General features: G+C 68.5%; 25 protein-coding genes, 2 tRNA genes and 1 pseudogene. 5 read left to right on the top strand and 23 right to left on the bottom strand.

Going from position 1 to position 26,241, the window contains the following annotated elements; genetic code table 11:
• Positions 1-394: 394 nt before the first annotated feature.
• From OXG83_15430 to OXG83_15385, 10 genes are all read right to left on the bottom strand, one after another.
• Positions 395-486, bottom strand: a tRNA-Ser gene (locus OXG83_15430).
• Between the two features lie 507 nt (positions 487-993).
• Complete coding sequence (gene atpC / locus OXG83_15425) at positions 994-1,398, bottom strand: ATP synthase F1 subunit epsilon (protein ID MCY3966423.1); 405 nt, start codon at positions 1,396-1,398, stop codon at positions 994-996.
• Between the two features lie 34 nt (positions 1,399-1,432).
• Positions 1,433-2,941, bottom strand: a complete 1,509-nt coding sequence (gene atpD, locus OXG83_15420) for a F0F1 ATP synthase subunit beta (GenBank protein ID MCY3966422.1) — start codon at positions 2,939-2,941, stop codon at positions 1,433-1,435.
• Between the two features lie 20 nt (positions 2,942-2,961).
• Positions 2,962-3,870: an ATP synthase F1 subunit gamma gene (gene atpG, locus OXG83_15415; GenBank protein MCY3966421.1), complete on the bottom strand. Its 909-nt coding sequence runs from the start codon at positions 3,868-3,870 to the stop codon at positions 2,962-2,964.
• Between the two features lie 39 nt (positions 3,871-3,909).
• The gene (atpA, locus tag OXG83_15410; GenBank protein ID MCY3966420.1) at positions 3,910-5,448 is read right to left on the bottom strand and encodes a F0F1 ATP synthase subunit alpha; all 1,539 of its coding nucleotides are present in this window, start codon (positions 5,446-5,448) and stop codon (positions 3,910-3,912) included.
• A 32-nt stretch (positions 5,449-5,480) separates the two neighbouring features.
• Positions 5,481-6,041, bottom strand: coding sequence for an ATP synthase F1 subunit delta (atpH, locus tag OXG83_15405; protein MCY3966419.1), 561 nt, complete (start codon positions 6,039-6,041; stop codon positions 5,481-5,483).
• Positions 6,038-6,652, bottom strand: coding sequence for a F0F1 ATP synthase subunit B (gene atpF, locus OXG83_15400; GenBank protein ID MCY3966418.1), 615 nt, complete (start codon positions 6,650-6,652; stop codon positions 6,038-6,040). Before atpF ends, atpH begins: the two co-directional genes overlap by 4 nt.
• A complete protein-coding gene (locus OXG83_15395; GenBank protein MCY3966417.1) occupies positions 6,649-7,071 on the bottom strand; it encodes a hypothetical protein in 423 nt (140 codons plus the stop codon). Before OXG83_15395 ends, atpF begins: the two co-directional genes overlap by 4 nt.
• Before the next feature lie 168 nt (positions 7,072-7,239).
• Positions 7,240-8,073 carry an SUMF1/EgtB/PvdO family nonheme iron enzyme gene (locus OXG83_15390; protein MCY3966416.1) on the bottom strand — a complete coding sequence of 278 codons (834 nt, stop codon included), beginning with the start codon at positions 8,071-8,073 and terminating at the stop codon, positions 7,240-7,242.
• A 40-nt stretch (positions 8,074-8,113) separates the two neighbouring features.
• Positions 8,114-8,926 carry a protein phosphatase 2C domain-containing protein gene (locus OXG83_15385; GenBank protein MCY3966415.1) on the bottom strand — a complete coding sequence of 271 codons (813 nt, stop codon included), beginning with the start codon at positions 8,924-8,926 and terminating at the stop codon, positions 8,114-8,116.
• A 42-nt stretch (positions 8,927-8,968) separates the two neighbouring features.
• Here OXG83_15385 and ftcD point away from each other — a divergent pair, with 42 nt between their 5' ends.
• Positions 8,969-9,850: a glutamate formimidoyltransferase gene (ftcD, locus tag OXG83_15380; GenBank protein ID MCY3966414.1), complete on the top strand. Its 882-nt coding sequence runs from the start codon at positions 8,969-8,971 to the stop codon at positions 9,848-9,850.
• Here ftcD and OXG83_15375 read toward each other — a convergent pair.
• From OXG83_15375 to OXG83_15355, 5 genes are read right to left on the bottom strand one after another with little or no spacing between them, the layout of a single operon-like run.
• Positions 9,818-11,212, bottom strand: a complete 1,395-nt coding sequence (locus OXG83_15375) for a Mur ligase family protein (GenBank protein MCY3966413.1) — start codon at positions 11,210-11,212, stop codon at positions 9,818-9,820. The two genes, ftcD and OXG83_15375, sit on opposite strands and share 33 nt — an antisense overlap.
• A 6-nt stretch (positions 11,213-11,218) precedes the next feature.
• Positions 11,219-12,061 (bottom strand): ribonuclease PH, encoded by an 843-nt coding sequence (rph, locus tag OXG83_15370; protein ID MCY3966412.1) that lies wholly within the window; start codon positions 12,059-12,061, stop codon positions 11,219-11,221.
• Positions 12,058-12,891 carry a glutamate racemase gene (gene murI / locus OXG83_15365; GenBank protein ID MCY3966411.1) on the bottom strand — a complete coding sequence of 278 codons (834 nt, stop codon included), beginning with the start codon at positions 12,889-12,891 and terminating at the stop codon, positions 12,058-12,060. Before murI ends, rph begins: the two co-directional genes overlap by 4 nt.
• Positions 12,892-12,894: 3 nt before the next feature.
• Positions 12,895-13,578, bottom strand: a complete 684-nt coding sequence (locus OXG83_15360) for a GerMN domain-containing protein (protein ID MCY3966410.1) — start codon at positions 13,576-13,578, stop codon at positions 12,895-12,897.
• On the bottom strand, positions 13,575-15,371 hold the full coding sequence (locus OXG83_15355; GenBank protein MCY3966409.1) for an N-acetylmuramoyl-L-alanine amidase: 1,797 nt from the start codon (positions 15,369-15,371) through the stop codon (positions 13,575-13,577). The genes OXG83_15360 and OXG83_15355 overlap by 4 nt, the downstream gene beginning before the upstream one ends.
• 101 nt (positions 15,372-15,472) lie before the next feature.
• On the opposite strand from OXG83_15355, the gene OXG83_15350 reads away from it, so the two are divergent.
• Positions 15,473-15,548, top strand: a tRNA-Glu gene (locus tag OXG83_15350).
• 411 nt (positions 15,549-15,959) lie between these two features.
• Here OXG83_15350 and OXG83_15345 read toward each other — a convergent pair.
• The 7 genes and pseudogenes from OXG83_15345 to OXG83_15315 all read right to left on the bottom strand — a co-directional run bounded on the left by OXG83_15345 (position 15,960) and on the right by OXG83_15315 (position 21,306).
• A complete protein-coding gene (locus OXG83_15345; protein MCY3966408.1) occupies positions 15,960-16,754 on the bottom strand; it encodes a hypothetical protein in 795 nt (264 codons plus the stop codon).
• 63 nt (positions 16,755-16,817) lie between these two features.
• Positions 16,818-18,344 (bottom strand): arylsulfatase, encoded by a 1,527-nt coding sequence (locus tag OXG83_15340; protein MCY3966407.1) that lies wholly within the window; start codon positions 18,342-18,344, stop codon positions 16,818-16,820.
• A gap of 4 nt (positions 18,345-18,348) precedes the next feature.
• Positions 18,349-19,035, bottom strand: a complete 687-nt coding sequence (locus OXG83_15335) for a glutathione S-transferase family protein (GenBank protein MCY3966406.1) — start codon at positions 19,033-19,035, stop codon at positions 18,349-18,351.
• Between the two features lie 43 nt (positions 19,036-19,078).
• Positions 19,079-19,651: a protein-disulfide reductase DsbD family protein gene (locus tag OXG83_15330; protein ID MCY3966405.1), complete on the bottom strand. Its 573-nt coding sequence runs from the start codon at positions 19,649-19,651 to the stop codon at positions 19,079-19,081.
• Positions 19,652-19,654: 3 nt separating this feature from the next.
• Positions 19,655-19,930: pseudogene (locus OXG83_15325) on the bottom strand (redoxin domain-containing protein).
• Positions 19,931-19,945: 15 nt separating this feature from the next.
• Complete coding sequence (locus OXG83_15320) at positions 19,946-20,290, bottom strand: hypothetical protein (GenBank protein MCY3966404.1); 345 nt, start codon at positions 20,288-20,290, stop codon at positions 19,946-19,948.
• Positions 20,291-20,361: 71 nt separating this feature from the next.
• The gene (locus OXG83_15315; GenBank protein MCY3966403.1) at positions 20,362-21,306 is read right to left on the bottom strand and encodes a hypothetical protein; all 945 of its coding nucleotides are present in this window, start codon (positions 21,304-21,306) and stop codon (positions 20,362-20,364) included.
• Positions 21,307-21,356: 50 nt separating this feature from the next.
• Between OXG83_15315 and OXG83_15310 the strand changes: the two genes are divergently transcribed.
• On the top strand, positions 21,357-22,988 hold the full coding sequence (locus OXG83_15310) for a sulfatase-like hydrolase/transferase (GenBank protein MCY3966402.1): 1,632 nt from the start codon (positions 21,357-21,359) through the stop codon (positions 22,986-22,988).
• A gap of 6 nt (positions 22,989-22,994) precedes the next feature.
• On the opposite strand, the gene OXG83_15305 is transcribed toward OXG83_15310, so the two are convergent.
• The gene (locus tag OXG83_15305; GenBank protein MCY3966401.1) at positions 22,995-24,152 is read right to left on the bottom strand and encodes an alpha/beta hydrolase; all 1,158 of its coding nucleotides are present in this window, start codon (positions 24,150-24,152) and stop codon (positions 22,995-22,997) included.
• Between the two features lie 49 nt (positions 24,153-24,201).
• Between OXG83_15305 and OXG83_15300 the strand changes: the two genes are divergently transcribed.
• On the top strand, positions 24,202-25,116 hold the full coding sequence (locus OXG83_15300; protein MCY3966400.1) for a TauD/TfdA family dioxygenase: 915 nt from the start codon (positions 24,202-24,204) through the stop codon (positions 25,114-25,116).
• 3 nt (positions 25,117-25,119) lie between these two features.
• Complete coding sequence (locus OXG83_15295; protein MCY3966399.1) at positions 25,120-26,181, top strand: hypothetical protein; 1,062 nt, start codon at positions 25,120-25,122, stop codon at positions 26,179-26,181.
• Positions 26,182-26,241 lie beyond the last annotated feature (60 nt).

The raw sequence follows: 26,241 nt of genomic DNA, 5'->3' as shown, positions 1-26,241 counted from the left end.
GTGCTCAACTGACTGGCCGATCAGGTCCAACACCCTAATCTACGAGCCGCGCGAGCAACCCGCGGGAGACGACGCCTAGTGCGTCGTCAGCGCCGGCGGCGGGTCCGACCGTCGCCGGTCTTCCATCCGGGCTCGAGGACGCTCTTCGACCCACCTTCCGACCTTGACCGCGGGCTAAGCCAGGGCCGGTACCGAGCCGGCGCCGTTTCCTGCCCCCGCCAACCCGGCTAGGGCCTCCCAGCCACGAGCGTCACTCGCCCCGGCGGTAGGCGACCGAGCCGGGGATCTAGCCGCTTCGCCCGTGCATTCCATCCCGGATGTGGGATCTCTTGTGGGATCGTCCGATAGAGGATTCCTCTAAGTAACTGATATATCTACACTTATCTGAGTGACTTGGCGGAGAGGGAGGGATTCGAACCCTCGGTCCGAGTCACCCCGGACAACTGCTTAGCAGGCAGCCCTGTTCGACCACTCCAGCACCTCTCCCGAGCGGGGGAGTGTAGCAGCGGAGAGCGTGGTCCTGGCGCGGGCGGGACTCGGGTTGCGGCTTCCTCTACTCCATCCGGCACGGGATTCGCTAGGTCCTTTGCTGGAGGCGGAAACGAACCCGCCCGAGGAGGAAGATGTGACTGACACTCGCGGGATTGAGCGGAACCTGTACGAGATCGCGCGTCAACTGGCGGCGCTCCGGGCGGTGCTGGAGCGCATTGAACGAAGGCTTCGGTAGCCGACGGCTGGCGGCGGGGTGTTGTCGCCGCTTCGCGGCGCGTCTTCTGGCCGCCTTCGGCGGCAAGCGGACCAGAAGGTCCGCGCACCCAGAGAACGGCACCGGTGTGGCGGGGTTCTCTACATGCAGTTGACATGGCGTCACTGCGAGCAATGGGATCGCAGTCGAGACTCTCCCACCGGCCAAGGTCGTGCTCTGGGTGCGCGGACCCTCTGGTCCGCTTCCGAGGGACACAGCCGCCGGCCAGGGGCCGGCGACCTTCGACCCTAGGCCCGCGACGCAACGTCGACCCGCGCCTGCGCGGTATCCACGCGGTCCTTGAGTCCCGCCTGATCCTCGAAGCTCGCGCGGGCGTACTCCGCAGCCAGCTCGTCCCGCTCGGTCGCAGCCGCGGCCGCGTCGATGTCCTCGGCCCTCTGCGCGGTCTCGGTCAGCACCGTCACGGTGTCGTCCGCGACCTCGCAGAAGCCCGGCGCCACGGCGACGAAGCGGCGCGCGCCGCCATCCGCCGGCTGGTAGCTGAGCTCGCCGGGACGCAGCGTGCTGATCAGCGCCGCATGGCCGGGCAGGATGCCCATGTCGCCCTTGCGGCCGGGCAGACCGACATCCGAGCACTCGATCTCGAGCAGCTTCTCGGCGTGGGTTACGAGGATGAGGTTCAAGCCGGCCACGTTCGTTCGCTCCGCTGGTTTCGCCTCTGCGGCGCTAGGCCGCCAGCAGCTTCTTGCCCTTGTCGACCGCTTCGTCGATCGTGCCGACCATGAGGAAGGCCTGCTCGGGGAGCTCGTCGAGGTCGCCGGAGAGGATCGTCTTGAAGCCTTCGACGGTGTCCTCGATCTTGACGTAGCGGCCTTCGAGGCCTGTGAACTGGGTCGCGACGAAGAACGGCTGCGACAGGTAGCGCTCGATCTTGCGCGCCCGGGCGACGACCAGCTTGTCCTCTTCGGACAGTTCCTCGACGCCGAGGATGGCGATGATGTCCTGCAGGTCCTTGTAGCGCTGGAGCACCTGCTGCACCTGGCGGGCGACGGCGTAGTGCTCGTCGCCGACGATGGCCGGCTCGAGGATCTTGGAGGTCGAGTCGAGCGGATCGATCGCCGGGTAGATGCCCTTCTCGACGATCGCGCGCGACAGGGTCGTCGTCGCGTCGAGGTGGGCGAAGGCGGTGGCCGGCGCCGGGTCGGTCAGGTCGTCGGCGGGGACGTAGATCGCCTGCACCGAGGTGATCGAGCCCTTCTTGGTCGAGGTGATCCGCTCCTGCAGGGCGCCCATCTCGGTCGCCAGGTTCGGCTGGTAGCCGACGGCGCTGGGCATCCGGCCGAGCAGCGCGGAGACCTCGGAGCCGGCCTGGGTGAAGCGGAAGATGTTGTCGACGAAGAGCAGCACGTCGCGGCCTTCGACATCGCGGAAGTACTCGGCCACCGTGAGCGCGGAGAGACCGACGCGGAGCCGGGCGCCGGGCGGCTCGGTCATCTGGCCGTAGATGAGCGCCGCCTTGCTGTCCTTGAGCGCGGCGTGGTCAACCTTCGTCAGGTCGAAGTTGCCGGTCTCCTCGTAGTTCTCGAGGAAGCCCTCGCCGAAGCTGACGACGCCTGCCTCGACCATCTCGCGCAGCAGGTCGTTGCCCTCGCGGGTGCGCTCGCCGACGCCGGCGAACACGGAGAAGCCGCCGCCCTGCACGGCGACGTTGTTGATCAGCTCCTGGATGAGGACCGTCTTGCCGACACCGGCGCCGCCGAACAGGCCGGTCTTGCCGCCGCGGGTGTAGGGATGCACCAGGTCGACGACCTTGATCCCCGTCTCGAACATCTCGGTCGAGGTCGCCTGGTCCTCGAAGGCCGGCGCCTCGCGGTGGATCGGCCAGCGTTCCTCGGCCTCGACCGGGCCCAGCGTGTCGACCGGCTCGCCGAGCACGCTCAGCACCCGGCCCAGGGTCGCCTCGCCCACCGGCACGGAGATCGGTTCGCCGAGGTCCCTGGCCTCCATGCCGCGGACGACGCCGTCCGTCGGCTCCATGGACACCGCGCGCACCAGGTTCGAACCCAGGTGCTGGGCCACCTCGGCGGTCAGGTCGATGCTGCCGTCGTCGTTCTTGACGCTGACCGCGTTCAGGATCTCGGGCAGTTGCTCGGCCGGATACTCGATGTCGAGGACCGGGCCGATCACCTGGACCACCTTGCCGGTGGCCCCGGACGAGTTGTTCGTGTCGTTCACGGTTTGTGCCTCTCTTGTCTCTATCCCTCTAGGGCGTTCGCGCCGGACACGACCTCGATCAGTTCGGTCGTGATCTCGGCCTGGCGCGAGCGGTTGTATTGCAGGGTCAGTGTGTCGATCAGTTCGCCGGCGTTCTTCGTCGCGCTGTCCATCGCCGTCATCCGGGCCGCGTGCTCGGCCGCCTGCGACTCGAGCAGCACGCGGTAGATCTGGAAGGTGACGAAGCGCGGCAGCAGCTCGTTCAGGATCTCGGCCTCGGACGGCTCGTACAGGTACGGGCGGTGGCCGTTCGCCGACGCGTCCTCGTCGCCGAGGACGTCCTCGCGGGCGATCGGCAGCAGGCGCTCCCAGCTCACGCGCTGGCTGAGCACCGAGATGAACTCGTTGTAGACGGCGTACACCGCGTCGTATTCGCCGTCGGCAAAGGCCTTGGAGACCTCAGCCGCGAGTTCCTGGGCAGTGCCGTAGTTCAGGTCCTTGAACAGCCCCCGGCGGGCGCCGCGCATCGGCGCGCCGCGGTGCGTGAAGAAGTCGGCCCCGCGGTTGCCGAGCGCGAGGATCTCGCCGCCCCCGTTCAGGGCGGCCATCTCCTGCTCGGTCCGGCGCTGGACATGGGCGTTGAAGGCGCCGCACAGGCCCTTGTCGCCCGTGACCACCAGGACCAGGGTCTGGCCGGAACCGGCCTCCGCGGCCTGTCCGTCTTCGCCGCCTCCGGCCGGAGTCAGCAGCGGGTGCTCCACTTCGCCGGCCGCCACGGCAGCCAGGTGCTCCGTCACCTTCCGCAGCTCCAGGGCGTAGGGCCGCGTCGCGAGGATCTGGTCCTGGGCCCGGCGCAGCTTCGCCGCGGCGACCATCTTCATCGCCTTGGTGATCTGCTGGGTGTTCTTCACCGAGCGGATGCGCCGGCGAAGATCGATCAGGCTCGCCATCGTTCGGGCCTACCTCGGAACCTTCCCGTTCGTCTCGTTCTAGTTCTCTTCCAGCGCGGCGTCGGGGTTCTCGGCCACGAAGAGCTGGAAGGCCCGGCCGATCGCCTCCATGATCTGGGCGTCCAGCTCGTCGCTGAGCTTGCCCTCCGCGCGGATCCGGTCGCGGAGCTCCGGTTCCTCGTTCACGAAGTGCCGGTGCATGAAGTCCTCGAAGGGCCGCACCGCCTCGACCTTCAGGTCGTCGAGCGCGCCGCGGGTGCCCGCCAGGATCGAGAGCACCTGGTCCGCGATCGACAGCGGCGCGTACTGCCCCTGCTTGAGGAGCTCGACGAGCCGCTCGCCGCGCGCCAACTGCTGCAGCGTGACCCGGTCGAGGTCGGAGCCGAACTGGGCAAAGGCCGCGAGCGACCGGTATTGCGCGAGGTCGAGCCGCAGGGTGCCGGAGTTCTTGCGCATCGCGCCGATCTGCGCGTTGCCGCCGACCCGGCTGACCGAGATGCCGACGTTCACCGCCGGCCGCACGCCGGAGAAGAAGAGGTCTCCCTCGAGGAAGATCTGGCCGTCCGTGATCGAGATCACGTTGGTCGGGATGTAGGCCGAGACGTCGCCGGCCTGGGTCTCGATGATCGGCAGCGCGGTGAGCGAGCCGCCGCCGTTGGCGCGCGAAAGCTTCGCCGCCCGCTCCAGCAGCCGGGAGTGGAGGTAGAAGACGTCGCCCGGGTAGGCCTCGCGGCCCGGCGGACGCCGAAGCAGCAGGGAGACCTCGCGGTACGAGGCGGCCTGCTTCGAGAGATCGTCGTAGATCACCAGCGCGTGCTGGCCGTTGTAGAGGAAGTACTCGCCCATCGCGCAGCCGGCGTAGGGGGCGATGAACTGGAGCGGCGCCGGCTCGGAGGCCGAGGCGGAAACGACGATCGTGTGCTCCATCGCGCCGTTGTCCTCGAGCGTCTTGACGACCTGGGCGACGGTCGAGCGCTTCTGGCCGATCGCGACGTAGACGCAGATCACGTCGCCGCCCTTCTGGTTGATGATCGCGTCGACGGCGACGGCCGTCTTGCCGATCTGCCGGTCGCCGATGATCAGCTCGCGCTGGCCGCGGCCGATCGGGATCATCGAGTCGATCGCCTTGATCCCCGTCTGCATCGGCTCGGACACCGGCTCGCGGTCGACGACGCCGGGGGCGATCCGTTCGAGCGGGTAGTTGTCGGCGGCTTCGATCGGCCCCTTGCCGTCGACCGGGTTGCCGAGCGGATCGACCACGCGGCCGACCATCGCCGGTCCCACCGGCACTTCCATGATGCGGCCCGTGCGGCGGACCTCGTCGCCCTCGTCGACCAGCCGGGACTCGCCCATCAGTACGGCGCCGATCTGGTCCTCTTCGAGGTTCAGCGCCAGTCCGTAGACGTCGTTCGGGAACGCCAGCAGCTCGCCGGCCATCGCCTGCTCCAGCCCGTAGACGCGGGCGATGCCGTCACCGACGCTGAGGACGGTGCCGACCTCGGCGACGTCGACCTCGGCCTCGTAGCCCGCCAACTGGCGCTCGAGGACCGCTGCGATCTCATCGGCTCTTACCTGCATGTTCTATCTACTCCCCTGACGTCGTGTCGTCGCTAGGCTCCCGCCGCCGTTGGCGGCTCGGCCGTCAATCTGGTTTCCAGCACGGCCAACTGGCCGCGAACGCTTGCGTCGTAGCGGTAACTCCCGAACTGGGCCACGAAGCCGCCGATCAGGCTCGGGTCGACCCGAGCTTCCAGCCGGACCTCGGCGCCGGACAACCGCTCCAGCGCCTTCTCCAGCCGCGCGCGCTGCTCCTCGTCGAGTTCCTCGGCGGCGGTGACCGTGGCGCTGACGACCCCGTGGGCCCGATCGAGCAACTCGTCGATCGCCTCGAGGATCGCCGGCAGATGGATGAGGCGGTAGTTGTCGAGCAGCAACCGCAGCATCCGCTGGGCCAGCGTGCCCGCGCCCTGCATGCCGGCAATCTCGTCGACCACGGCCCGCTTGGTCGCTGGCGGCACGCCCGGATTCGACGCCATGCGGCCCAGGCGCGGCACGGCCCGCATCGCCTCCGCGAAGGCGGCGAGTTCGTCCCGCGTCGCCTGCGCCGCCTCGAGCGAGCCGGCGGCGCCCATCAGGGCCTGCGCGTAGGGCCTCGCGTACCGGTAGATCATCGCGCGTCGGCTCCAGACGAGGTCTCATCGGCGCGGGTCTCCAGGCTGATCAGCCCGCGATCGAGAATCCGCCTGCGCGCCGCCGAGTCGACTTCGCGCTCCAGCCGCGCCGCGGCGAGCGACGTCGCGAGTCGCGCGGCGTGCTCCGCCAGTTCGACGCGGGCCCGTGCCGTGCGGCTCCTTATCTCGGCCCGGGTCTGCTCCATCATCCGCTCGCGCTCGCGCTCGGCCAGGGCGACGATCTCCCTCGCTTCCCGTTCGCCTTCCCGTTCCGCGCGGGCTACCGCCTCTCCGACTTCAGCTTCCAAAGCGGCCAGTTGACCGGAAAGACCCTCGCGAAGCTCCTCGGCGTCGGCCCGCTGGCGGCGGGCGGTCATCAGGCTGTCGCGAATCTGGATTCGGCGGTTCTCGAGAGCCGCCACGACCCTCGGCACGATCAGATAGCCGAGGCCGCCGAAGAACACGAGCATGTTGAACCAGGAGAAGATCCACCGCGGCACGCCCAGGAAGTGAGTCGCTTCGCCCACGTCGGCGCCGAACGCCGCGGCGGTGCCGGCGAACACCATCGCAAGCAGGGCCCCAGCGACGGGCCTCGCGCTCACCCGCTTCATGACGGTGCACCCATCAGCTTCGATGTCATCTCGGCCGCGAGACGCTCGGCCCGGCCCTCGAGGGCGCGGCGCTGCTCCGCGGTCTCGGCCTCCAGCGAGGCCAGAGCCTGCTGAAGCTCCGCATCCGCTTCCTGCCGCGCCTCGGCGACCATCCGTTCTCGCCCCTGCTGGGCCTCGCGACGCACCTGGTCGCGGCGTGCGACTGCTTCTGCCCGGGCTTCCTTGAGCTTCTCCCGCTGCGCCTCGATCCGCGCCTCGACTTCGGCCCGTGCCCGATCGAACGTCTCCTCAGCGGTGACGATCTCGCTGTCCCGCTCCCGGAGCATCTTCATGACCGGGCCGATCAGGAACACCCGAACCACCAGATAGGTGGCCCAGAAGATCGCCATGATGACCAGAAGGCTGGCGTCGAAATCCACAGCTACTCGTCCCGCGGTCGTCCGGGTCTGTTTCGACGAGCGCAGACCTCAACCAACGCCTGCCAACCTGTCTCGCCCGCGCCCGAAAGCGGCGGTAACGTAACACGGCAGTAAGGGTCGGTCAACGTCCGAAGCGGGCGCGGGAAACGGCCGAAAATCTCTTGTCGCTCAGGGAGCCAGCTCGCGGACGACGCGGAAGTTCTCGCCCTTGAACATGCGCTTCTCCACCGGGCGACGGAAGGCGGAGCGAAGTTCCGTCGGGCCGTCCCGCCAGGACCCGCCGCGGATGACGTGATACGAGCAATCGCCTTCCAGCCGGGCAGTTCCATCGGAGGGAGCGCCTTCGTGATTGTCGTTCCAGCAGTCCTCGACCCACTCCCAACCGTTGCCAACCGCGTCGTGGAGGCCCCACGCGTTCGGCGCGAACTGGCCCACCGGCGCGGTGAACTCGAACTTGTCGTCACAAGCCCAGCAGTTCGCGTGGTTGGCGCCGAACGCCTCGCCCCACGGATATGGGGTCGTCGAGCCCGCCCGGACAACGTACTCCCATTCGGCCTCGCTCAGTAGGCGGTACTTCTCACCCGTTTCCTGAGACAGCCACTCCGTGTAGGCGCGGGCATCGGCCCAGGACACCCAACTCGCCGGGCTCGTGCCTGGACCCTCGAACTTGTAGCCGGCCGCAGCTCGACCCGGCGCGAAGCGGTTGAACTGTTCGAGCGTGACGACGTACTTCGAAACCGCGAACGGCCGGTGGATGGTTACCTCGCGGACCGGAAGCTCGTACTCACTGCACCCTTCGGCCGAGAGGCACCCCATGCGAAACACGCCGGCTGGAACCACGACCATCTCCGGTCCGGCAGTACCGGACGTCAGGGTGTCCGAGAACGTGTTGCCAGGCTCCAGGGCAGTGCGCTCCTGACGCGCGGGCACGGCCTTGAAGCCCGCGGCGCCCGCCGCCAGCAGAACTGCCAAGAATGCGACATGAACGAAGGTCCTCTTCATCGGCTGCATCCTCCCTGTCACATCAGCGCTCGGAACCCGGTCAATCTACCTCAGCGGCCGCTCCCTCGCCCTGGTTCGCAGGCCACCGCGGGCACACGACCACGACCGTCGCGTTGTCCTGCCAGGGAATCGCGCGCTGCTCTATGCGCCGGATGATCGCCCCGGCGATCCCCGAAGCGCCCGACGTTCCGTGCGTGCCGCAGACGGCGGCTATCTCCTCGCTGGACAGCGTCTCGACGCCGTCGCTCGCGAGGATGACGACATCGCCCGCTGCCAGGTCGAGTTCGTCCTCGGCCACGTCGGCGAGCGGCCGGCCCATCACGGCGCTGGTGATCGCGGCCCGATCGGGATGGAGGGCGGCGCGGACCGCGCTGATCTCGCCGCGCGCGGCCCGGGCATCGAGTTCCCGCCCGTAGGTGTGGAGCGGGTTGATCCTTCTCAGCTCGCCGGCGCGCCAGTGGAAGACGAGCGAGTCGCCGACGCTGAGCCAGCGAAACCGGTCTTCGAAGAACAGCGCGGCCACCAGGGTCGAGCCCATGCCCCGAAGCGACGGATCGTCCTCGATCGCAGCCGCCATCTCTCCGTTCGAGCGGACGAGCGCAGGGCGCAAGCGCTCGGTGGGCGGCTTCGCGATGAGCCCGAAGTTGCTGACGAAGGCCCGGATCGTGATCCGGCTCGCCCGGTCGCCCGCAGGCAGGCCCCCCATGCCGTCGGCGACTGCGGCGAGCAACACCGGTTCGTCGGTCCCATCGTCCGACATGACCTGGACGCTCCAGTCGTCCTCCTGGCGCTTGCGCGCACCGATCATGGTGGCCGCCGCGAAGTCGCGGCCTTCGATCATGCTCGAGTGCATCCAGTTCAGGAAATTAGCTCGACACTCGGCTAGCGTGAAGGTATGACCCGACTGGAGTGCGTGCCGAACATCAGCGAGGGGCGGCGCCGGGACGTCATCGACGGCTGCGTGGAGGCAGCCTCGACGCGCGGCGTGCGGGTGCTCGACGTGTCTTCGGACCCGGACCACAACCGGACCGTGCTGACGCTGCTGGGCGAGGGTGGCGATCTGGTGGCGGCGGTCACCGGTCTCGCGGCCGCGGCGATTCGGCACATCGATGTGAGCCGGCATCGCGGAGTTCACCCATTTCTCGGCGCGCTCGACGTCGCGCCCTTCGTGCCCCTGGAGGCGACCCAGATGCCCGCGGCGGTCGGCGCGGCCCACCAATGCGCGGACGCGCTGGCAGGTCTCGACCTGCCGGTCCTCTTCTACGGCCAGGCGGCCTCGGCCCCCGGGCGTGCCGCGCTCGCGGACCATCGCAGGGGCGGCCTCGCGCGGCTGGCCGATCGCATGGCGACCGGCGATTGGCCGCCGGATCGCGGGCCGAACCGGCCGCACCCGACCGGGGGCGCGACGTGCGTCGGCGCCCGGCCACCGCTGGTCGCCTTCAACCTGCTGCTCGACACGGACGAACTCGCCGCGGCGAAGCGGATTGCGGCGTCGCTCCGGGAGTCGGGCGGCGGACCGCCGGGCGTGCGGGCTCTCGGTCTCTATCTCGAAAGCCGCGCGCAGGCGCAGGTCAGCGTGAACCTGACAGACTGCGACCGGACATCGCTGCTTGACGTCGTCCGGAGAGCCGACGAGCTGGCGGCCGCGGCCGGTGTGCGCGTGGTCGAAACGGAACTCGTCGGACTGGCGCCGCGCCGTGTATTGGCGGCGGGCGGTGCGGCGGCGCTTCGATTGCCCGGGTCGTTAGACAGGCAGATCCTGGAGAGCCATCTGTAGGCGACCGGGCATGCCGTCGAAGGATCCTGACGACATGGTGACCAGGACGTCGCCGGTCCGGGCCTCGGCGAGCACCTTCTCCAAGAGGGCATCGTTCGACGCGCCGGCCGTAGCCACCGCACCGAAGCGTTCGATCTCCGCGGCCACCTCTTCCGGGTCGAATCCCTTCTCGCCCAGACGTTCCCGGTGGAAGACAGGAGCCAGGAACACCCTGTCCGCCGACGCCAGAGCCGACGCCAAGTCGGCAGCGAACTGACGGCGACCCGCACTCAGGCTTCGCGGCTCGAACAGGGCGACCAGCCGGCGGCCGGGGAAGCGCTGCCGGAGCGCCGCGAGGGAGGCCGCGACCTCCGAGGCGTGATGGGCGAAGTCGTCGATCACGACCACCCCGGCCGCCTCGCCGATCACCTCGAGCCGCCGCTTGACGCCGCGGAACGTGGCGAGCGCGTCCAGGACCGCGTCCCGCTCCAGTCCGTCGGCGCGAGCAGCCGCCCACACCGCCATCGCGTTCAGTGCGTTGTGCTCGCCCCAGACGCCGAGGTCGACCCGCTGCCGCCGGCCCTCCTCCTCCAGTTCGAAGGAGACGCCGTTCTCGCCGCTCTCGACCGGGCCGGCCAGCCGGACGTCGCCCGTCTTCACGCCGTAGGTCACGACCCGGCACGGGCTCGCCGGCAGCAGCCGCTCCACCGTCGGATAGTCCGCGCAGGCGATCAGGAGGCCCGTCGGCGGCAGGCGCTCCACCAGCCCGCGGAAGGCCCGCTCCAGGCCCTCGAAATCAGGATAGAGATCGACGTGGTCGTGCTCCAGGCTGGTCAGGATCACGGTCTCCGGCCGGTAGTGCCAGAACTTCGGCCCGCGGTCGAAGTAGGAGGCGTTGTACTCGTCGCCCTCGATCGCGAAGCGCGGACCGCCGCCGATGGCGAATCCGGACGGCAGGCCGATCGGCGCACCGCCGATCAGATAGCCGGGATCCGCGCCGGCGCGGGAGTAGACCCAGGCCGCCATCGCCGTCGTGGTCGTCTTGCCGTGGCTGCCGGCGACGACCAGCGGCCGGCGGTCCCGGAGCACGAATCGGTCGAGCGCTTCGGGCATCGACAGCCGAGGCAGGCCGAGTTCCTCCGTCGCCACCGCCTCCGGGTTCGTGCGCGGCACCGCGTTGCCGACGATGACCAGGTCCGGCCGCGGCTCCAGATGAGCCGGGTCATAGCCGACCAGGGGCTCGATCCCCGCGCCCGCCAGCAGTTCGCTGGTCGGTGGGTACAAAGGTCCGTCGGATCCGCGGACTTCGTGGCCCAGATCGCGCAACAGGCAGGCCAGCGGCGCCATGCCGGTGCCGCCGATCGCGATCAGGTGGATGTCCAAGGGCCGCTACGAACGGGCAGGGCGATCCCAGACACTCGCTTCGTCCTTGGTCGCCGCGGGCCCGCGCCGGCGGCGTTCCAGGGCCTCGTCCACCTCGGCCAACCGCGCCGCGAGGGAGCGTTGCTGCAGCTTCCCCAGCTCGGCGATGCCGGCAAGGGCGAGATCGAGCAGACTGTCGAACTCCGGCCGCGTGAACACCCTGCCTTCCGCGGTGCCCTGCACCTCGATCAGGTTGCCTTCGCCCGTCGCCACAACGTTCAGATCGACCTGGGCGTCCCGGTCCTCGACGTATTCGAGATCGAGCAGCAGCTCGTCTTCGCAGATGCCGACCGACACCGCGGCCACCGAGTGAACCAGCGGCCACGTCTTCAGATCGCCTTCCAGCAGCATCTTCGCCAGCGCGGCAACCGTCGCCACGTAGGCGCCGGTGATCGACGCCGTCCGGGTGCCGCCGTCAGCCTGGATCACGTCGCAGTCGACGGCGATCGTCACTTCCGGGAGCTTGCCCAGGTCGACCGCGGACCGGAGCGACCGGCCGATCAACCGCTGGATCTCCGCGGTCCGACCCGACGGTCGGCCGCGTGACACTTCTCTCCTCGAACGCGTCAGCGTCGCACGCGGCAGCATGGCGTACTCGGCGGTGAGCCAACCGCGGCCCTTGCCAACCAGGAAGGGCGGCACCCGCCGCTCGACGCTGGCCGAGCAGAGCACCCGGGTCTCGCCGCACTCGATCAGCGCGGAACCTTCCGCGTACTTCATCGCGTCGAGTTCGATCGCGGCCGGCCGCAGAGCCGACACGGATCGTCCGCCGCTGCGTGCGAAACCGCCAGACCGTCCAGTTCCAGTCACCGTCTCTCCACCTCCTGCCGTTGCCCGTCCGGCCCGTTCACGTCGATCAACTCCAGGGCCACGGGTTCGCCCAAGATCCGCTCCGCGAGTTTCGCAAATCGCGGACCGGCGTCGGTGGCGAAGAGTCTCACACTCGGCGAGCGGCCGGCGCCGGCGCCCGCACCGCTCCCGCTGCCGAGCTCCCGCTCCACCTCCCTGCTGGTGGACTCGGCCGAGTCCACCAGGGTGACCGCCGGGCCGCATGCGCGCTCGAGCACCCCGCGCAGCAGCGGATAGTGGGTACAGCCCAGGAGCAGGGTATCGATCCGGTCCCGCAGCAGGGGCTTGAGGTAGCGGGCGACGACGCGTTCGGTGATCTCATCCTCCTCCCAACCCTCCTCGACCAGCGGCACGAGCAGCGGACACGCCTGTTGGCTGACCCGCAACCCCGGGTCGAGGCGCCGAATCGCCTGCTCGTACGCACCCGACCGGACGGTCGATTCCGTGGCGATCACGCCGACGTGCCGGTCCGCGGCGACGACGGCCGCCGACGCGCCCGGCTCCAGCACGCCCCAGTGCGGAGTCCGTACCCCGAGATCCTCGAGCGCCATCGCCGACGCCGTGTTGCAGGCGACGACCAGGGCGTCGACCCCGCATCGCTCCAGGAAGTCCACGTTCGCCTGGGAGTAGCGCAGCACCGTCCGCCGCGACTTCGTGCCGTAGGGCAGGCGCGCCGTGTCGCCAAGATAGACGATGGATGCCCGCGGCAAGCGCCGGCGCAGGGCCGCGACCACGGTGAGGCCGCCGACTCCCGAGTCGAAGACGCCGATCAGGGGTTCGGGAGAAGACACTGATCAGGCGCCGCCGGACGGCTCGGCGTTCCGCTCCAGGTCGGCCATCAGCGGTCTGGTCGTGTCGACGTGGCCGGCGAAGGTCGGGCGCTGCTCTCCGTTCCACATCAGCACGACGCGGTCGATGCCCAGGCTGTTCGCGGTCAGACTGTTCACCACGCTGTAGACGGCCAGGAGTTCCTCCGTCAGCCCCATCGCCGGGCGCTCCAGGACCAGTGCCGAGCGGCGCGGCGCGGCGGCTCGTTCGCCCCTTCCGTCACCGACTTCGGCCATCGTCAGGTCGACGTACGCCACGTTGTCGAGCACTTCCAGCGCCAGGAGCCGGACTCCGGCCGGCAAGGCCGGAAACACGTCGTCGAGCGGGTCGGCCGGATCGGTCGGATCGCCGTCTTCGTCATCTGGTTCGCCCGCGATCGCGTCAGGGGCCTCGACCCGCTCCGGACCTGCGATCAGTGCTTCGATGATGACGACGGCCGTTTCCTCCGCGCTGTCTTCGGCGGGGATCGACCGCTCCTCGCAGCGGAGCAAACCGAGTCCCGTCGGAAAGCACAGCGTGGCCAGGAAGTCGTCCCCGGGTGCCGCGAGTTCCACTTCGCCGTCGCCGTCGCCGTTCTCGCCCGAGCCGCCGCAACCGGCCAGCAACGCGATGGCCACGACCGGCCACACGCGCGACGACGCGCGGGTCACGACCCCGCCCCGTCGGCGGCCCTGTCGGCGCCGGCGCCGGCCACGACGCCACGGTACAGGCGGATCGCCCGCCCGATCGCCTCGATCAGCTCGCGCCGGTGGAACTCGTCGAGCAGCGGTGTTCCTTCCTCTTCCTCGTCGCCACCGAGTGAACCGAGTTCGATCAGAACCGCGGGCATCGAAGCGCCGGTGAGCACCCGTAGCGGCGCTCGAGAAACGCGGCGGTTCGGCTGCTCGAGCACGTCGCTGACATGGCTCTGGATCAGCCGCGCCAGCAGCCGGCTCCTCTCGAGTTGGCTGTCCTGCGCCCGCTCCCAAAGCTCGAGCGCAGGAACGGCGACGTGAATCTCCTGCGCGTCTTCCGCCTCGGCGCCCAGGTCGTCGAACGTATCCTCTTCAAAGTCCGTCGCGTCTTGCTCGTTCCGTCGCAAGCCGGCTTCCGGCGGTTCGGGATCGTCCTCCCCGGCCGGTTCGCCCCAATCGTCGTCGACCGGCGCTTCCTCCTCGTCGTCGGCCGTCTCGAACAGTGCCGGCGGCGGATCGAGGACGTACGTCTGAAAACCGTCCCCGGCGGCCCACGGAGAATCCGGACTCACATGCAGGGACAGGAAGAGATCGGCCCGGCGCTGGTTGGCCACCGCCGTCCGGTTCTCGAGCGCCACCTCGGCGTCGTCGGTCCGGGTCAGCACGACCCGCGCGTCCAGGCTGTCCGCCAGGTGCGACCCGAGTTCCCGCGCAATCTCGAGCACAAGGTCCTTCTCCGTCACGCCGTCGGGCGACGAAACGCCGGTGTCGGCGCCCCCGTGGCCCGGGTCGAGGACGATCCGGAACTCGCCGGTTTCCTCCGCTCGCCGCGACAGGGCGCGGGGTGTGCTCCGCATCCGGTCCCGGGTGATGTCCATGACGAGTTGAACCCGGGGCGGTCGTCCGAGGATGTACGGCTCGGACGCCTCCGCCCTTGGCGCCAGACCGATATCGATCGAGCGTTCGCGGACTTCCAGCCAGCGCACGAGCGGATCGTTGAGCCGGACGCGAGGCCGCGGCTCCAGGACGCCGCTCAGGAGCCGGAGCCGTACGCCTCCACGGTAGTCGTCGACGCGGTAGCGGGGCCGACCCGAGAAGGTCACGACCAGCGTCGTCGCGCCGAGATCGTGCACGCGGTCCACCTCGACCGCGAGCCGGCGTTCGCCGATCCGGTCGACCTGCAGCCGCCCGCGCCGACGGTCGAAGTCGAACCGGTATCCCTGCTCCTCCGGATACGCGCGCACCAGCGCGTCGACCGGGACGTACAGATGACGCGGAGGCAACTCGATCGGCGGCAGTTCGGGCTCCGGCTCTTCCGCGTCGGGGCTCCCGGAATCCGCGTCGCCGTCGTCCTCCTCGTCGTCCTTCGGGCGCAGATGCTCGGGGAGTTCCGGTTCCGGTTCGAGCCACGGCCTGATCGACAGGCTGTGCATCTCGCCGTCGACCAGAACGATCCGGCCCAGCGGCCCGAGCACCACCTCGCGACCGGCGACCTGCAGCGTGTGCGCCTCGCCCAGAGGACCGATCTCCAGCTCGCCTCCCAGCACCTCCACGACCGGCGCCAGGGCCACGAGCGGACCGAACGAGGACCGAGCCCAGGGCAACGGCTCCCGCTGCCGGCCCATCACGATCAGCCCATCCTCATGCGAGAGAATCTGCGTCTCCGGCTCGTCGTCAGCCTGCGGCCACGCCGGCGAGAACGGCGCGAGCGTCAGCGTGGCTGCCAGCAGCCCGCGGGCCCACAAAAAGATGCCGCGTCGAAGAGGCACTACGGCAACCTAACACCATGGCTCGAAGGTGAGATTCCGAACTCGCAGGACCGAGGCACCTGCACCGCGCTGTGCTAAATTCCGCGGCCCTGCGCACGCGTGGCCCGTTCGTCTAGGGGTCTAGGACGCTGGCCTCTCACGCCAGTAACACGGGTTCGAATCCCGTACGGGCTACCAGCGCGCGCCGCAGCGCGCGCTGACAGCCCGTACGGGATGTCGGCGCCACATCAGCGCAAAGCGCTGATGTGGCGAACGAATCAGCCCTTCAACTGGCAAACGTGCCGGCCTACGGCCGGCGCGTGGTTCTGGCCGCCTTCGGCGGCAGCGGACCAGAAGGTCCGCGCACCCAGAGAACGGGCGTGGGGTCCTGCGGGATTCCCTGCTGCAGTTGGAATGCGCCCGCAGCGGCGTCATGTCAACCACATGTAGAGAAGCAGGCCACACCCGGGCAGTGCTCTGGGTGCGCGGACCTTCTGGTCCGCTCCGGGGCGGAGCCGCGAAGCGGCGTAGCCCCAGGAAAACTGCCGCCGGCCGTCGGGCCGGCTCCACTCCCACCGCCCAGACAGGCGCAAGAGGCGACCAGTAGGTCTAAGGCACCTCTGAACCACCGTCGACCGCAACCCGCGTGTCGGGATTCAGGTCCTGATTGGGGTCGACGAGATGACCACCCGGGAAGCTCACGGAGACCGCCGGGGCGGACGTGTCGAGGCACAGAAGGTGGTTGTTGTCGTTGTCGCCCAGATCCGCGAGCGCCGCTGGGACGATCTCGTCACTCGAGCCGTCCGGACGCTTCACGGTCACCCGATAGAGCGCGCGCTCGCCGTCGCCAGCGTCGTCGCCATCCGGCAGTCGTACGCCTCCGGCCCAGGTCGCCCGGACCACCTGTTGGATGCCTTCCGGACACGCCGACCCCCGGCTCTCCGTTGACCATCCGTCCTCGGGTACCACCTCCGCCAGCACGAGAGAGGGTCCGGCCTCCAATGGCGTGACACTCGTCTCTGTTCCGCGGAAGTTCATCGGATCACCCGTCACTCCGTCCGAGAACAGGTCGCCGACAATGAGCACTTTCGCCGGCGGGTCGTCGGCCGCGTCGCCGAACTCACCGATGAGGAGCACGGTCCTGAGTTCGCCTGGATCGCTGGCCGGGCGAAGGGTTGAGCAGATGGGAGTGCGTTCAGATCCGGACCGCGTGACGATCCGGAAGTCCTCGGCCTGCAGGGTTTCCGCGTCCACGGTATGGGACAGCACGATCGGCATGCCGTCCTGCCCGGATGCGCCCTGGCAGAGGATGTTCGCAACGCCTGGCAGGGCGTTGTCCAACCCGAAAAAGGCGGACAGCGGGCGTGCCGTTTCGCCGTTCGCAGCCTGCGCGACCGGCATCATCGCTGCCAGGCCTCCTGCAACAAGGTAGAGAAACGTCTTCATACGCCACCCACGCGGGTCAGCTTACTCCGCAAACCGCCACCTCTCCGGCGCGACGAAACCGTCGCGTCCCTCCCAGAAGATCGGCACGTGCTCGTCGGGCTGCAGGGCGCGGAAGGCAAGCGCCTTCCCGGTCAGACGCTCGACGATCTCCGGGTGCTCGGCCGACAGGTCGTTGCGCTCGCCGGGATCCTCGCCCAGGTGAAAGAGCATGGTCTGGGACTCGGCGAGCGCCGCGCGGTCGAGCGGCTCGGGTCCGATGACGATCAGCTTCCAGTCGCCTTCCATCGCCATGAGTTGCTCGCGCTCGCTGCTCAACTGGGCGCAGTAGGAGTAGAAGTCGCGGTCGCCGGCGACCTCGACACCCCGAAGCGCCGGCAGGGCATCGCGGCCGTCCAGTTCAAGATCGACAGGATCCGAAGCGGCCGCTGCCTCCATGAGCGTCGGCATGACGTCGAGGTAGTTCAGCGGTGCGGAAACGGCGCTCCCGCCACTCACGCCGCCGGCGGGCCAGCGGGCCGCCGCCGCCACTCGGATGCCGCCTTCGAAGACGTTGCCCTTGGAGCCGCGGAACGGGCGGTTGTCGCCGATGCCGGTGTCGCCGCCGTTGTCCGAGAAGAACCACACCAGGGTGTCGTCCGCCACGCCGGCCTCGTCCAGGGCATCGAGAATACGGCCGATACCGACGTCCATCGCGTGGACCATCGCGCCAGTGATCCTGCGGTTGCGGAGCCGGCCTTCCACGTCTTCGAGGCGTGCCCGGCTCATCGCGTGGCCCCCGAACCACTCGTACTTCTCCGGCGGCACGCCCGCGCCGACGACCGCCTCGATCGCCACCGGCTCGAGGCCCTCGTAGAGCGGCAGATCCTCTTCCTTCGCCTCGAAGGGTGAGTGCGGCGCGTTGTACGGCACGAACAGGAAGAAGGGCGCCTCGCCGCCGGCGTGCTCGCGGACGAACCGCACCGCGTGCTCGGAGATCAGATCCGTGCTGTAGCCGGGCTCGTCGACCGACTCCTCGTCGTGGAACCAGTCGACCTCGCCGTAGCGCTCGTGCGTGAAGTAGTCGAAGCCCCAGCCGAGGTGGCCGACGAAGCGCGTGAAACCACGTTCCAGGGGGTGGTACTCCCGGCGCGACAGACCCAGATGCCACTTGCCGACGAGGCCCCTGTGCTCGTAGCCGGCCTCGGCAAGCACCTGCGGCACGATCGTCGCCTCGGGATCGAGACCGTAGTCGTGGTACCCCATGACGACGCCGCGCATCATGCCGTAGCGAATCGGATGTCTGCCGGTCATCAGGCCTGCGCGCGTCGGCGAGCAGATGGGCGCCACGTAGAAGCGATCGAGCCTGACGCCCTCCGTGGCGATCCGGTCGATGTTGGGGGTGGCGATGTCGCCGCCGTTGAAGCTGACGTCACGCCAGCCCAGGTCGTCGGCGACGATGAGCACGACGTTTGGCGGCCGCTGCGCCTCCGGCGCCTCGACCTCCTCGCCCGCCGCGCAGCCCAGCAGGACGATGGCCATGAGCAGGATCCACGGCATCGGCTTCGTCACCGATCTAGGACCTCAGATCGATGGGCTCCTGCTTCACGATCTTCCGGCAGATCGCGAGACAGGGCTGAAAGCTGTCCCGCCCGGTCAAGCGCTCGACGAGGACGGCCACTCCGGGCCACCGCGACGCGTCGAGCGGCCCGGCGACGAACTCGAACTGAGCGACCTGACACGCGAGGGAGATGTCCGCGATCGTGAGCGCGTCTCCAACCAGGAACGGTCCGTCACCGACTTCGCCTTCGAGATAGTCGAGGCGCCGTGGAAGCCGCTCCGCATACGTCTTCCTGGCCGTGTCCACATCGGGCTCCTCGCCCATGAAGCGCTTGAACTGGATCGGGCGGAAGATCCCGAGGCCGATCGCCATCGCCAGCTCGGTGTCGCAGTACTCCTCCAGCCACACCGCGCGGCCGCGTTCGTAGGGATCCGCCGGATAGAACGCGGGCTCCGGGAACTTCTGCTCGATGTAGGCGCAGATCGCGGACGAGTCGGGGATCGTGCCGGCAGGACCTTTCTCGCCCACATCCGTATCGCGCAACACCGGAATCCGACGGGCCGGACTGATCTCCTTGAACCAGTCGGGCATCGGCATGATGTTGACGCTCTTGAGTTCGAAGGGCACTCCCTTCTCGCGCAGCAGCGCATCCGCCTTGCGAACGAAGGGAGAGAGGTGGGCTCCGTAGAGGATCAGGCTCATCTTGACCGCCGGACTGGAGTCGGAGGCTGAGGGTTTGCCGACGCTATCTCCGACGACCCGGCATCACCAGCGGTTCGATCGGCGCCTTGAGCACGACCGTCTCTTCCTTCGGCACGTAGCAGACTGTCTCGCTGCAGGCCTGGTAGACGATGTCGACCGGGATCTCGATCTCGGTCGGCTTGTCCTGCATCGGCCAGTTGAGAATCTCGGCGTTCAGCGCGATCGGGATGGCGATGTCGGTCGTGCCTTCCTCGTACACATTGAGCGTCACGCCGAGCTGGGGAAACTCGCGCTCGGACGTCGCCGGGTAGACCGGCTCGCCTGTTCTCACGCCCTTGGTCGGTACGACGGTCGCCGTCGAGGCGATGAAGCCGTCGGGCAGGGGTTCCGCGTAGATGTGGTAGCCGTCGGCGACCTCGAACCGCACGTGAAGAGTGCTCGTGTACTCGAACTTGAGCGCCTCGTCGGCGAGGAAGACGGAGACCTCGACATGCTCGTCGCCCAGTTCCGCGGCCGGAACCTCGTGCTTGGCGAGGATGCGGCCGATCGCGCTGTCGCGAATCGTGCCGGCGGAAGTGCGCGTCGCGTAGTGGCGGTGGAAGAACTTCTCCGTCACCTGGCCGTCACGGTCCGTGACGTAGACGCCCGGGAAGGGAATCCCGTAGAACCCCTTCTGCGTCGCCCGGTTGAGGACATCCGCATCGGGATCGATCGTCGTGTTCAGAATGCCGAAGCGCTTGATGACCGCCGAATCGGCATCGGAGAGCAGGTCGTATGTGACGCCCCGATCCTCAGCGAAGGCCTTCAACTGCTCCTGCGTGTCGTAGCTGATGCCGTAGACCTTGATGTCCTCGGCGTCGAAGAGCTCCAGGTTGTCTTGCAGCTCGACCAGCTGCGTGCGGCAGTACGGTCACCAGACCGCGGAGCGGTAGAAGACGACGACCGCCTTCGAGTCGCCCCGGTCCGCGTGGAAGTCGATCAGCTCGCCGTCCTGGTTCGGCAGCTCGAACTCGGGCAGTCGCTCGCCGATGGCCGGGCCGGTCGGGAACTCGTGTTCCGCCGGGTAGCGGCGGCCCGGGTGGCTCGTCGGCACGGGAACCGTGATGCCGAGATCGTCCTGCCGCGCCTCCGGCGACTGGTTCTCGTGCGCGCCCTTCACTCTCTCGTTCTCGTTCTCGTCGCCGTCCTGGGAAAACGCCGGAACGGCCAGGAACATCGCGACAAGGGCGAGCAAGGCAAGTCGGCCTCTCTTCATGGGTCGAACGCTCCCTCTCTCTGATTCGGATGCCGGAAGCGGCATCCGTCTTACTCTAGCCCTGAGCCCGCCTAGAACGGTGACCAGGCGGGGTTGCTGTTGGATATGGCTCTGCTGCCGTCAGACCTCTCGATTCCTGTGCCCGTCAGTCGAATCGGATTGGAGCCATCCAGGTTCATGACATAGATCTCCCTCCCTCCGCCGCGCGAAGAATCGAAGGCGATCCGGGTGCCGTCGGCCGACACCGAAGGGTTGGAGTCGGCACCTGGGGCGGTGGTCAGACGGCGCTTGTCGGAGCCATCGACGTTCATGATGTAGATCTCATAGTTGCCGTTCTGCGGTGCCCCGTCGCGATCGGTGGAGTAGACGATCTGCCTGCCGTCGGGTGTCCAACTGGGGACCTCGTCAAGAGCACGAGTGAACGTCAATCGCTGCTGGTTGGTGCCATCGACGGCGTTGGCTAGATAGATCTCCGGGTCGTCGCGGTCACGGTCGGCTTCGAAGGCGATCCACAAACCGTCGGGCGACCAGGCGACGAAGTTGTTTACGCGCCCCAGAGGATGGTCTTCGGTGAGCTGCGTGAGGTTGTACCCCCAGTTTCCGGCGTCGACGTTGGTACGCCACACCTGAGAGCTGCCGCTGCGATTCGAATCGAAGGCGATCATCGAGCCGTCGGGCGACCAGGAGGGGCCGCCGTCGTTGGCCGCGTGGCTGGTGAGACGGACGACGTTGGAGCCGTCGGCGTTCATGATGTAGATGTCGGCGTTGTCGTTGCGAGATGATGCGAATGCGATCCGGGTGCCGTCGGGCGACCACGTCGGGGCACCATCGAAGCCCGGATTGTTGGTCAGCCGCGTCAGGTCGGAGCCACCTTCGTTCATGACGTAGATCTCCGGGTTGCCGTCCTGAGTGGATACGAAGGCGATCCTGGAGGAGTTGTTCTGTGCCGCCGCTGGCTGCACATGTGTTGCAGTCGTAACGGCAAACAGAAGGCAGATGAAGAGAACGGGACCCATCGCGTTGATCTCGTAGGCTATCGCCCCAACCACTCGAAAGGACAAGAATGATGAATCGATGCGGCGCACGACGCGGCCTGGTCGCCCTCGGGCTCGCCGCGACCTTCGCGGCCGCCGTGGGCGTGGCCGCACAGTTCCAACCGGCCGAAATCGGTCCGACCCAGACGATCGACTGGCAGTCCGGCGCCGATCCCGAAGGACGGCCCGCCGGCGAGCGGCCGCCCAACATCGTCGTCATCCTCGCCGACGACCTGGGCTGGAACGACCTGAGCTGGCTCGGTGGCGGCGTCGCGGGCGGCACGGTCCCGACCCCGAACATCGACTCGCTGGCCCGTGACGGCGTCCACTTCGCCAACGGTTACTCGGCCAACGGCACCTGCGCCCCGTCGCGGGCTGCGCTCATGACCGGCCGCTACGGCACCCGCTTCGGTTTCGAGTTCACGCCGACGCCGCCGGGGTTCGCCACGATGGTGCCCCGGCTCTCGAGCACGGAAGGCAGGCTCCGGCAGACGAGCGGCAACCCGGAAGGGGCGACGGTTCCCATCGACGAGAAGGGCGTGCCGCCGTCCGAGATCACGCTCGCCGAGCTGCTCAAGCCGGCCGGCTACCACACCGTGCACATCGGCAAGTGGCACCTTGGTGTGGGCGACGGCATGCGGGCTCACGAGCAGGGCTTCGACGAGAGCCTGCTCATGAGGAGCGGCCTGTACCTGCCCGAGGACGACCCGAACGTCGTCAACTCGAAGCAGGAGTTCGACGGGATCGACCGCTTCCTGTGGCGCTTCGTGCGTTACGAGGCGTCCTTCAACGACAGTCCCTCCTTCGAACCCGGCGGGTACCTGACCGACTACTACACCGACCAGGCGGTTCAGGTCATCGAGGCGAACAAGGACCGGCCCTTCCTTCTCTACCTGGCGCACTGGGCGGTGCACACGCCCCTGCAGGCGCTGCGCGCCGACTACGAGGCGCTGTCCCACATCGAGGAGCATCGCCTGCGGGTCTACGCCGCGATGGTCCGTTCACTCGACCGCAGCGTCGGCAGGGTGCTCGAGGCGCTGCGCGAGAACGGTCTCGAAGAGAACACGCTCGTCTTCTTCACCTCGGACAACGGGGCGCCGGCCTACATCGGCCTGCCGCGCGTCAACGAGCCGTTCCGCGGCTGGAAGATCAGCTTCTTCGAGGGAGGCATCCACGTGCCCTTCCTCCTGAAGTGGCCGGCCCGTCTCAGCGGCGGCCAGACCTACGAAGCCCCGGTCCACGGCTTCGACATCTTTTCGACCGCGGCGGCCGCGGCCGGAGTCGATCTGCCCGGCGACCGGAAGATCGACGGCGTCGACCTGGTGCCGCACGTCCTGGGTGAGGTCGAAGGCGCGCCGCACGACCGTCTCTTCTGGCGCACCGGCGACTATCAGGTCGTCCTCGCCGACGGCTGGAAACTCCAGATCAGCGAACCCCCCGGAGGAGTATGGCTCTTCAACATGAAGAAGGACCCCACCGAGCAGCACAACCTCGCCGACAGGGAACCGGAGCGGGTCGCTGCCCTGAAGAAGCTCCTCGCCGAGCACAACGAGGAACAGGCGGCACCGATCTGGCCCTGGGCCACCCAAAGCCCGGTCAACATCGACAAGACGCTGCTCGACCCGGACGCGCCGGACGACGAGCACATCTACTGGTACAACTGAGTTCTGCTACCGCGACAGGTGCCGGTCGAGGAAGCGCACGATCACGTTGTGCACTTCGTCCGACTCGGGCAGGCGGGGGTTGAACGCGAAGGTCGCGTGCCCGAGGCCTTCCCAGACGTGCAGGTCGGCCTCGACGCCGAGACTGACCAGCTTGTTGTGGCTGGCCAGTACGCCGCCGAGCGCGAAGTCGCGGGTGCCGCTGATCAGTAGCGTCGGCGGGAAGCGGGCGAGCAGGTCGTCGTGGTCGCCGGGAGCGACGACGGGATCGCCGGCTTTCACGCCGCGGAAGTAGCCGCTCGGCTGGGGCGGCTCCGCCGGCTCGACCGGGCGCGGGAAGCCGTTGATCGCGGACACGAGGAAGGCGCTCTCGCTGCGGCCCATCTTGAAGACGCCCGGGGTGTCGCCGTCGGTCGTCGGTATCCCGGCGCAGAAGAGGCCGATCGCGCCCGGCAGCGGCAGGTCGTTCTCGAGCATGTACGCGACCGTCTGCGCGGTGAGCATGGCCCCGGCCGAGCAGCCGTAGATGCCGATCTTCGCCGCCTCGTAGTCCTCGAGCATCGCCTTGTAGACGGCGATGACGTCCTCGACGCCGGCCGGGTGGGTGGCCTCGGGCGCCATCCGATAGTCGGGGCTGATCACCTTGTAGCCGCCCATGTCGGCGACCTGCATCGCCTCCGTCTGGCTGAAGTAGCGGGCGCCGACGCGGAAGCCGCCGCCGTGAATACTGATCAGCAGCCGGTCTTCCTTCTTTTCGGCGACGCCCCCCTCGGGGACGAACACCTCGGTGTAGACGCCGGCGATCGTCTCCGCGGTGATCTTCACCGGGTGCTTGGCGACGGTGTCCCGGTAGATGGCCGTCTTGTAGTAGCCGTCGGCGACGCACTGGCGCGCGGCCCCAATCGCCTCCGGGTCGTCGGCGACGTCGTTCAGGTTCGCGCAGCCCTGGGAGAAGGTGCCGAACTCCGGTCCGTAGACCTCGCGGAAGTGCTTCATCGCCGCCCGCGACTCGTCGCTGAAGTACGAGGTCTCGGGCAGGTCGAAGGCCGGGACGTGAACGGTGCCGTCGGCCTCCACGCGGGGACCTTCGGCCTGCTCCGCGAGCTCCGAACAGGACAGGACGACCGCGGCGAGGGCGGCTGTGACAAGGCCGAGTTGGTTGCGCATGACCCGGAGTCTAGAGATAGCCTCGATCCTCAACCGCAGGAGAACTCCCATGAGTCATCGAGTCGTACGCCTCTCCGGGTCCCTGGGCGCCGAGATCCACGATCTGCCGCTGGCTGAGGCCGGCCCGGACGAGGCCGCAACGATCCGCGGCCTGCTGCTGGACCACCAGGTGCTGTTCTTTCCCGACCAGCATCTGGACGTGGCGCAGCACGTCGCCTTCGGCCGCCACTTCGGCGAGCTGGAAGGACACCCGCACCTGAACAACCCATTCCTCGAGCACCCCGAGGTGTTCGAGCTGGTGGCGACCCGCGGCGGAGTCGCGGACGAGTGGCACAGCGACATCAGCTTCCAGGAGAGCCCCTCGGTGATGGCGATCCTCAACATGGTCAAGTGCCCTGAGGTCGGCGGCGACACGATGTGGGCCAACATGTACAGGGCCTACGAGGAACTCTCGCCGCCGCTGCAGGAGCTCTGCGAGGGTCTGACCGCGCTCCACGACGCGACGCCGCACGGCAAGCCGGAGAAGATGACGATCCACCCGGTCGTCCGCGTTCACCCGGAGACCGGCCGCAAGTCGCTGTTCGTCAACGAGCACTTCACCCGCCGCATCGTCGAACTGAGCCATGAGGAGAGCGACCACCTGCTCGGCTACCTGACCCGCTGGGCGACGAACACGCGCTTCACCGTTCGGTATCGCTGGCAGCAGGGCACGCTCGCCATGTGGGACAACCGCTGCACGCAGCACTTCGTGCTGAACGACTTCAACGAGGAGCGCATCATCCAGCGGGTCACCGTGATGGGCGACCAGGTCGAGGCCGCCGGCGAAGCCCGCTGGGAGCCGTACGTGCGCGTCCGTCACGCCGGCGCCACCAGCCGCTACGACCGGCAGTTGAACAAGTACCTGAAGCGCAAGGTCCAGTCGCTGGAGTCGAACGCGAAGAAGGAAGTCGTGCTGGAGATGTAGGCCGTGCGAGCACTCACCGCCCTGCTTCTCGTCGTTGCCGCTGGGCCGGCGTTCGCGCAGTCCGCGCCTGCCGGACCGTGCACGCCCGAGGGCGCGAACCCGCCGATGCCGAAGAGCGCCCGCGCCTACGCCGCGATGTGCGAACCGCACGTGGGCGTGGCGCCGATCGTCGACTGCGGCCAGGGCGCGCGCATCCGCATCCGGCAGGACGGCCGGGAGATCTTCGAGGACCCGGGGCTCCACGCTTGCGACGACGGCAGCCTCCAGATCGGCGACTGCATGCCGGGTTCGAGCCTGCAACGCCACGAGGGCAGGAACGCCGACGGCACGCCCCGGCCCGAGGTCGTCTGGGTGAGCTTCTGTCGCCACGACGGGCGTGACGACGTCTTCAACGTCGACATCGGCGACTCGGTCCAGATGATCGGCTACAACTACGACAGTGGCGCCACGTGCTTCTTCGAGTCGGGCGACAACAGCCCCTGGACCTACGTCGGCGAGAACAACCGGCTGCTCGGGGTCCTGCCCGGCCCCAACGACCCGGATTTCGACGACGCGTACATGCCGGCCGGGGATATCCAGTGCGTCCGCTGCCACCAGGCGGACCCGTTCATCCACAATCCCTGGATCAAGTCCGCGCGGCTTCCCGAGAACCCGCGTCAGCCAGTCGTCCCGGTCCTGCCCGGACCCAACCCGCCCTACTACGTCGTGGGCGCGCCGACCTGGGACATGCGGACGATCCACATCGAAGACAACGGCTGCGTTGGCTGCCACCGGATCGCGATGGAGACGCTGGAGGAGTTCACGGGCGATTTCTGGGACCCCAACGAGCACATGCCGCCGCACGATCCGGGCTCACTGGCCGCGGACCTCGAGGCGCTGGAGCAATGCTGGGCCGACGGCCCGGAGAACACGCCCGGCTGCGACTGGGTGATCCCGCCTGCCGGCGAGTGCGCCGGGGGTGTGGTGGGGCCCGACTATCCGCATGCGGCGGAGAGGTTCAACCGCGGATCTCGAAGCGCGCCGCACAGCTCGGGCGAGCGCTGGATGACTCGGGACGAGAAGTAGTCGCGCTCGCCGCTCCGCGGCATCGCGTTTGATGCGGACCAGAAGGTCCGCGCACCCAGA

This window comes from Acidobacteriota bacterium, assembly GCA_026707545.1.
GTDB lineage: Bacteria > Acidobacteriota > Thermoanaerobaculia > Multivoradales > Multivoraceae > Multivorans.
Note: the sequence above shows the minus strand (reverse complement) of the source record. Positions and strands in the feature narration are given on the sequence as shown.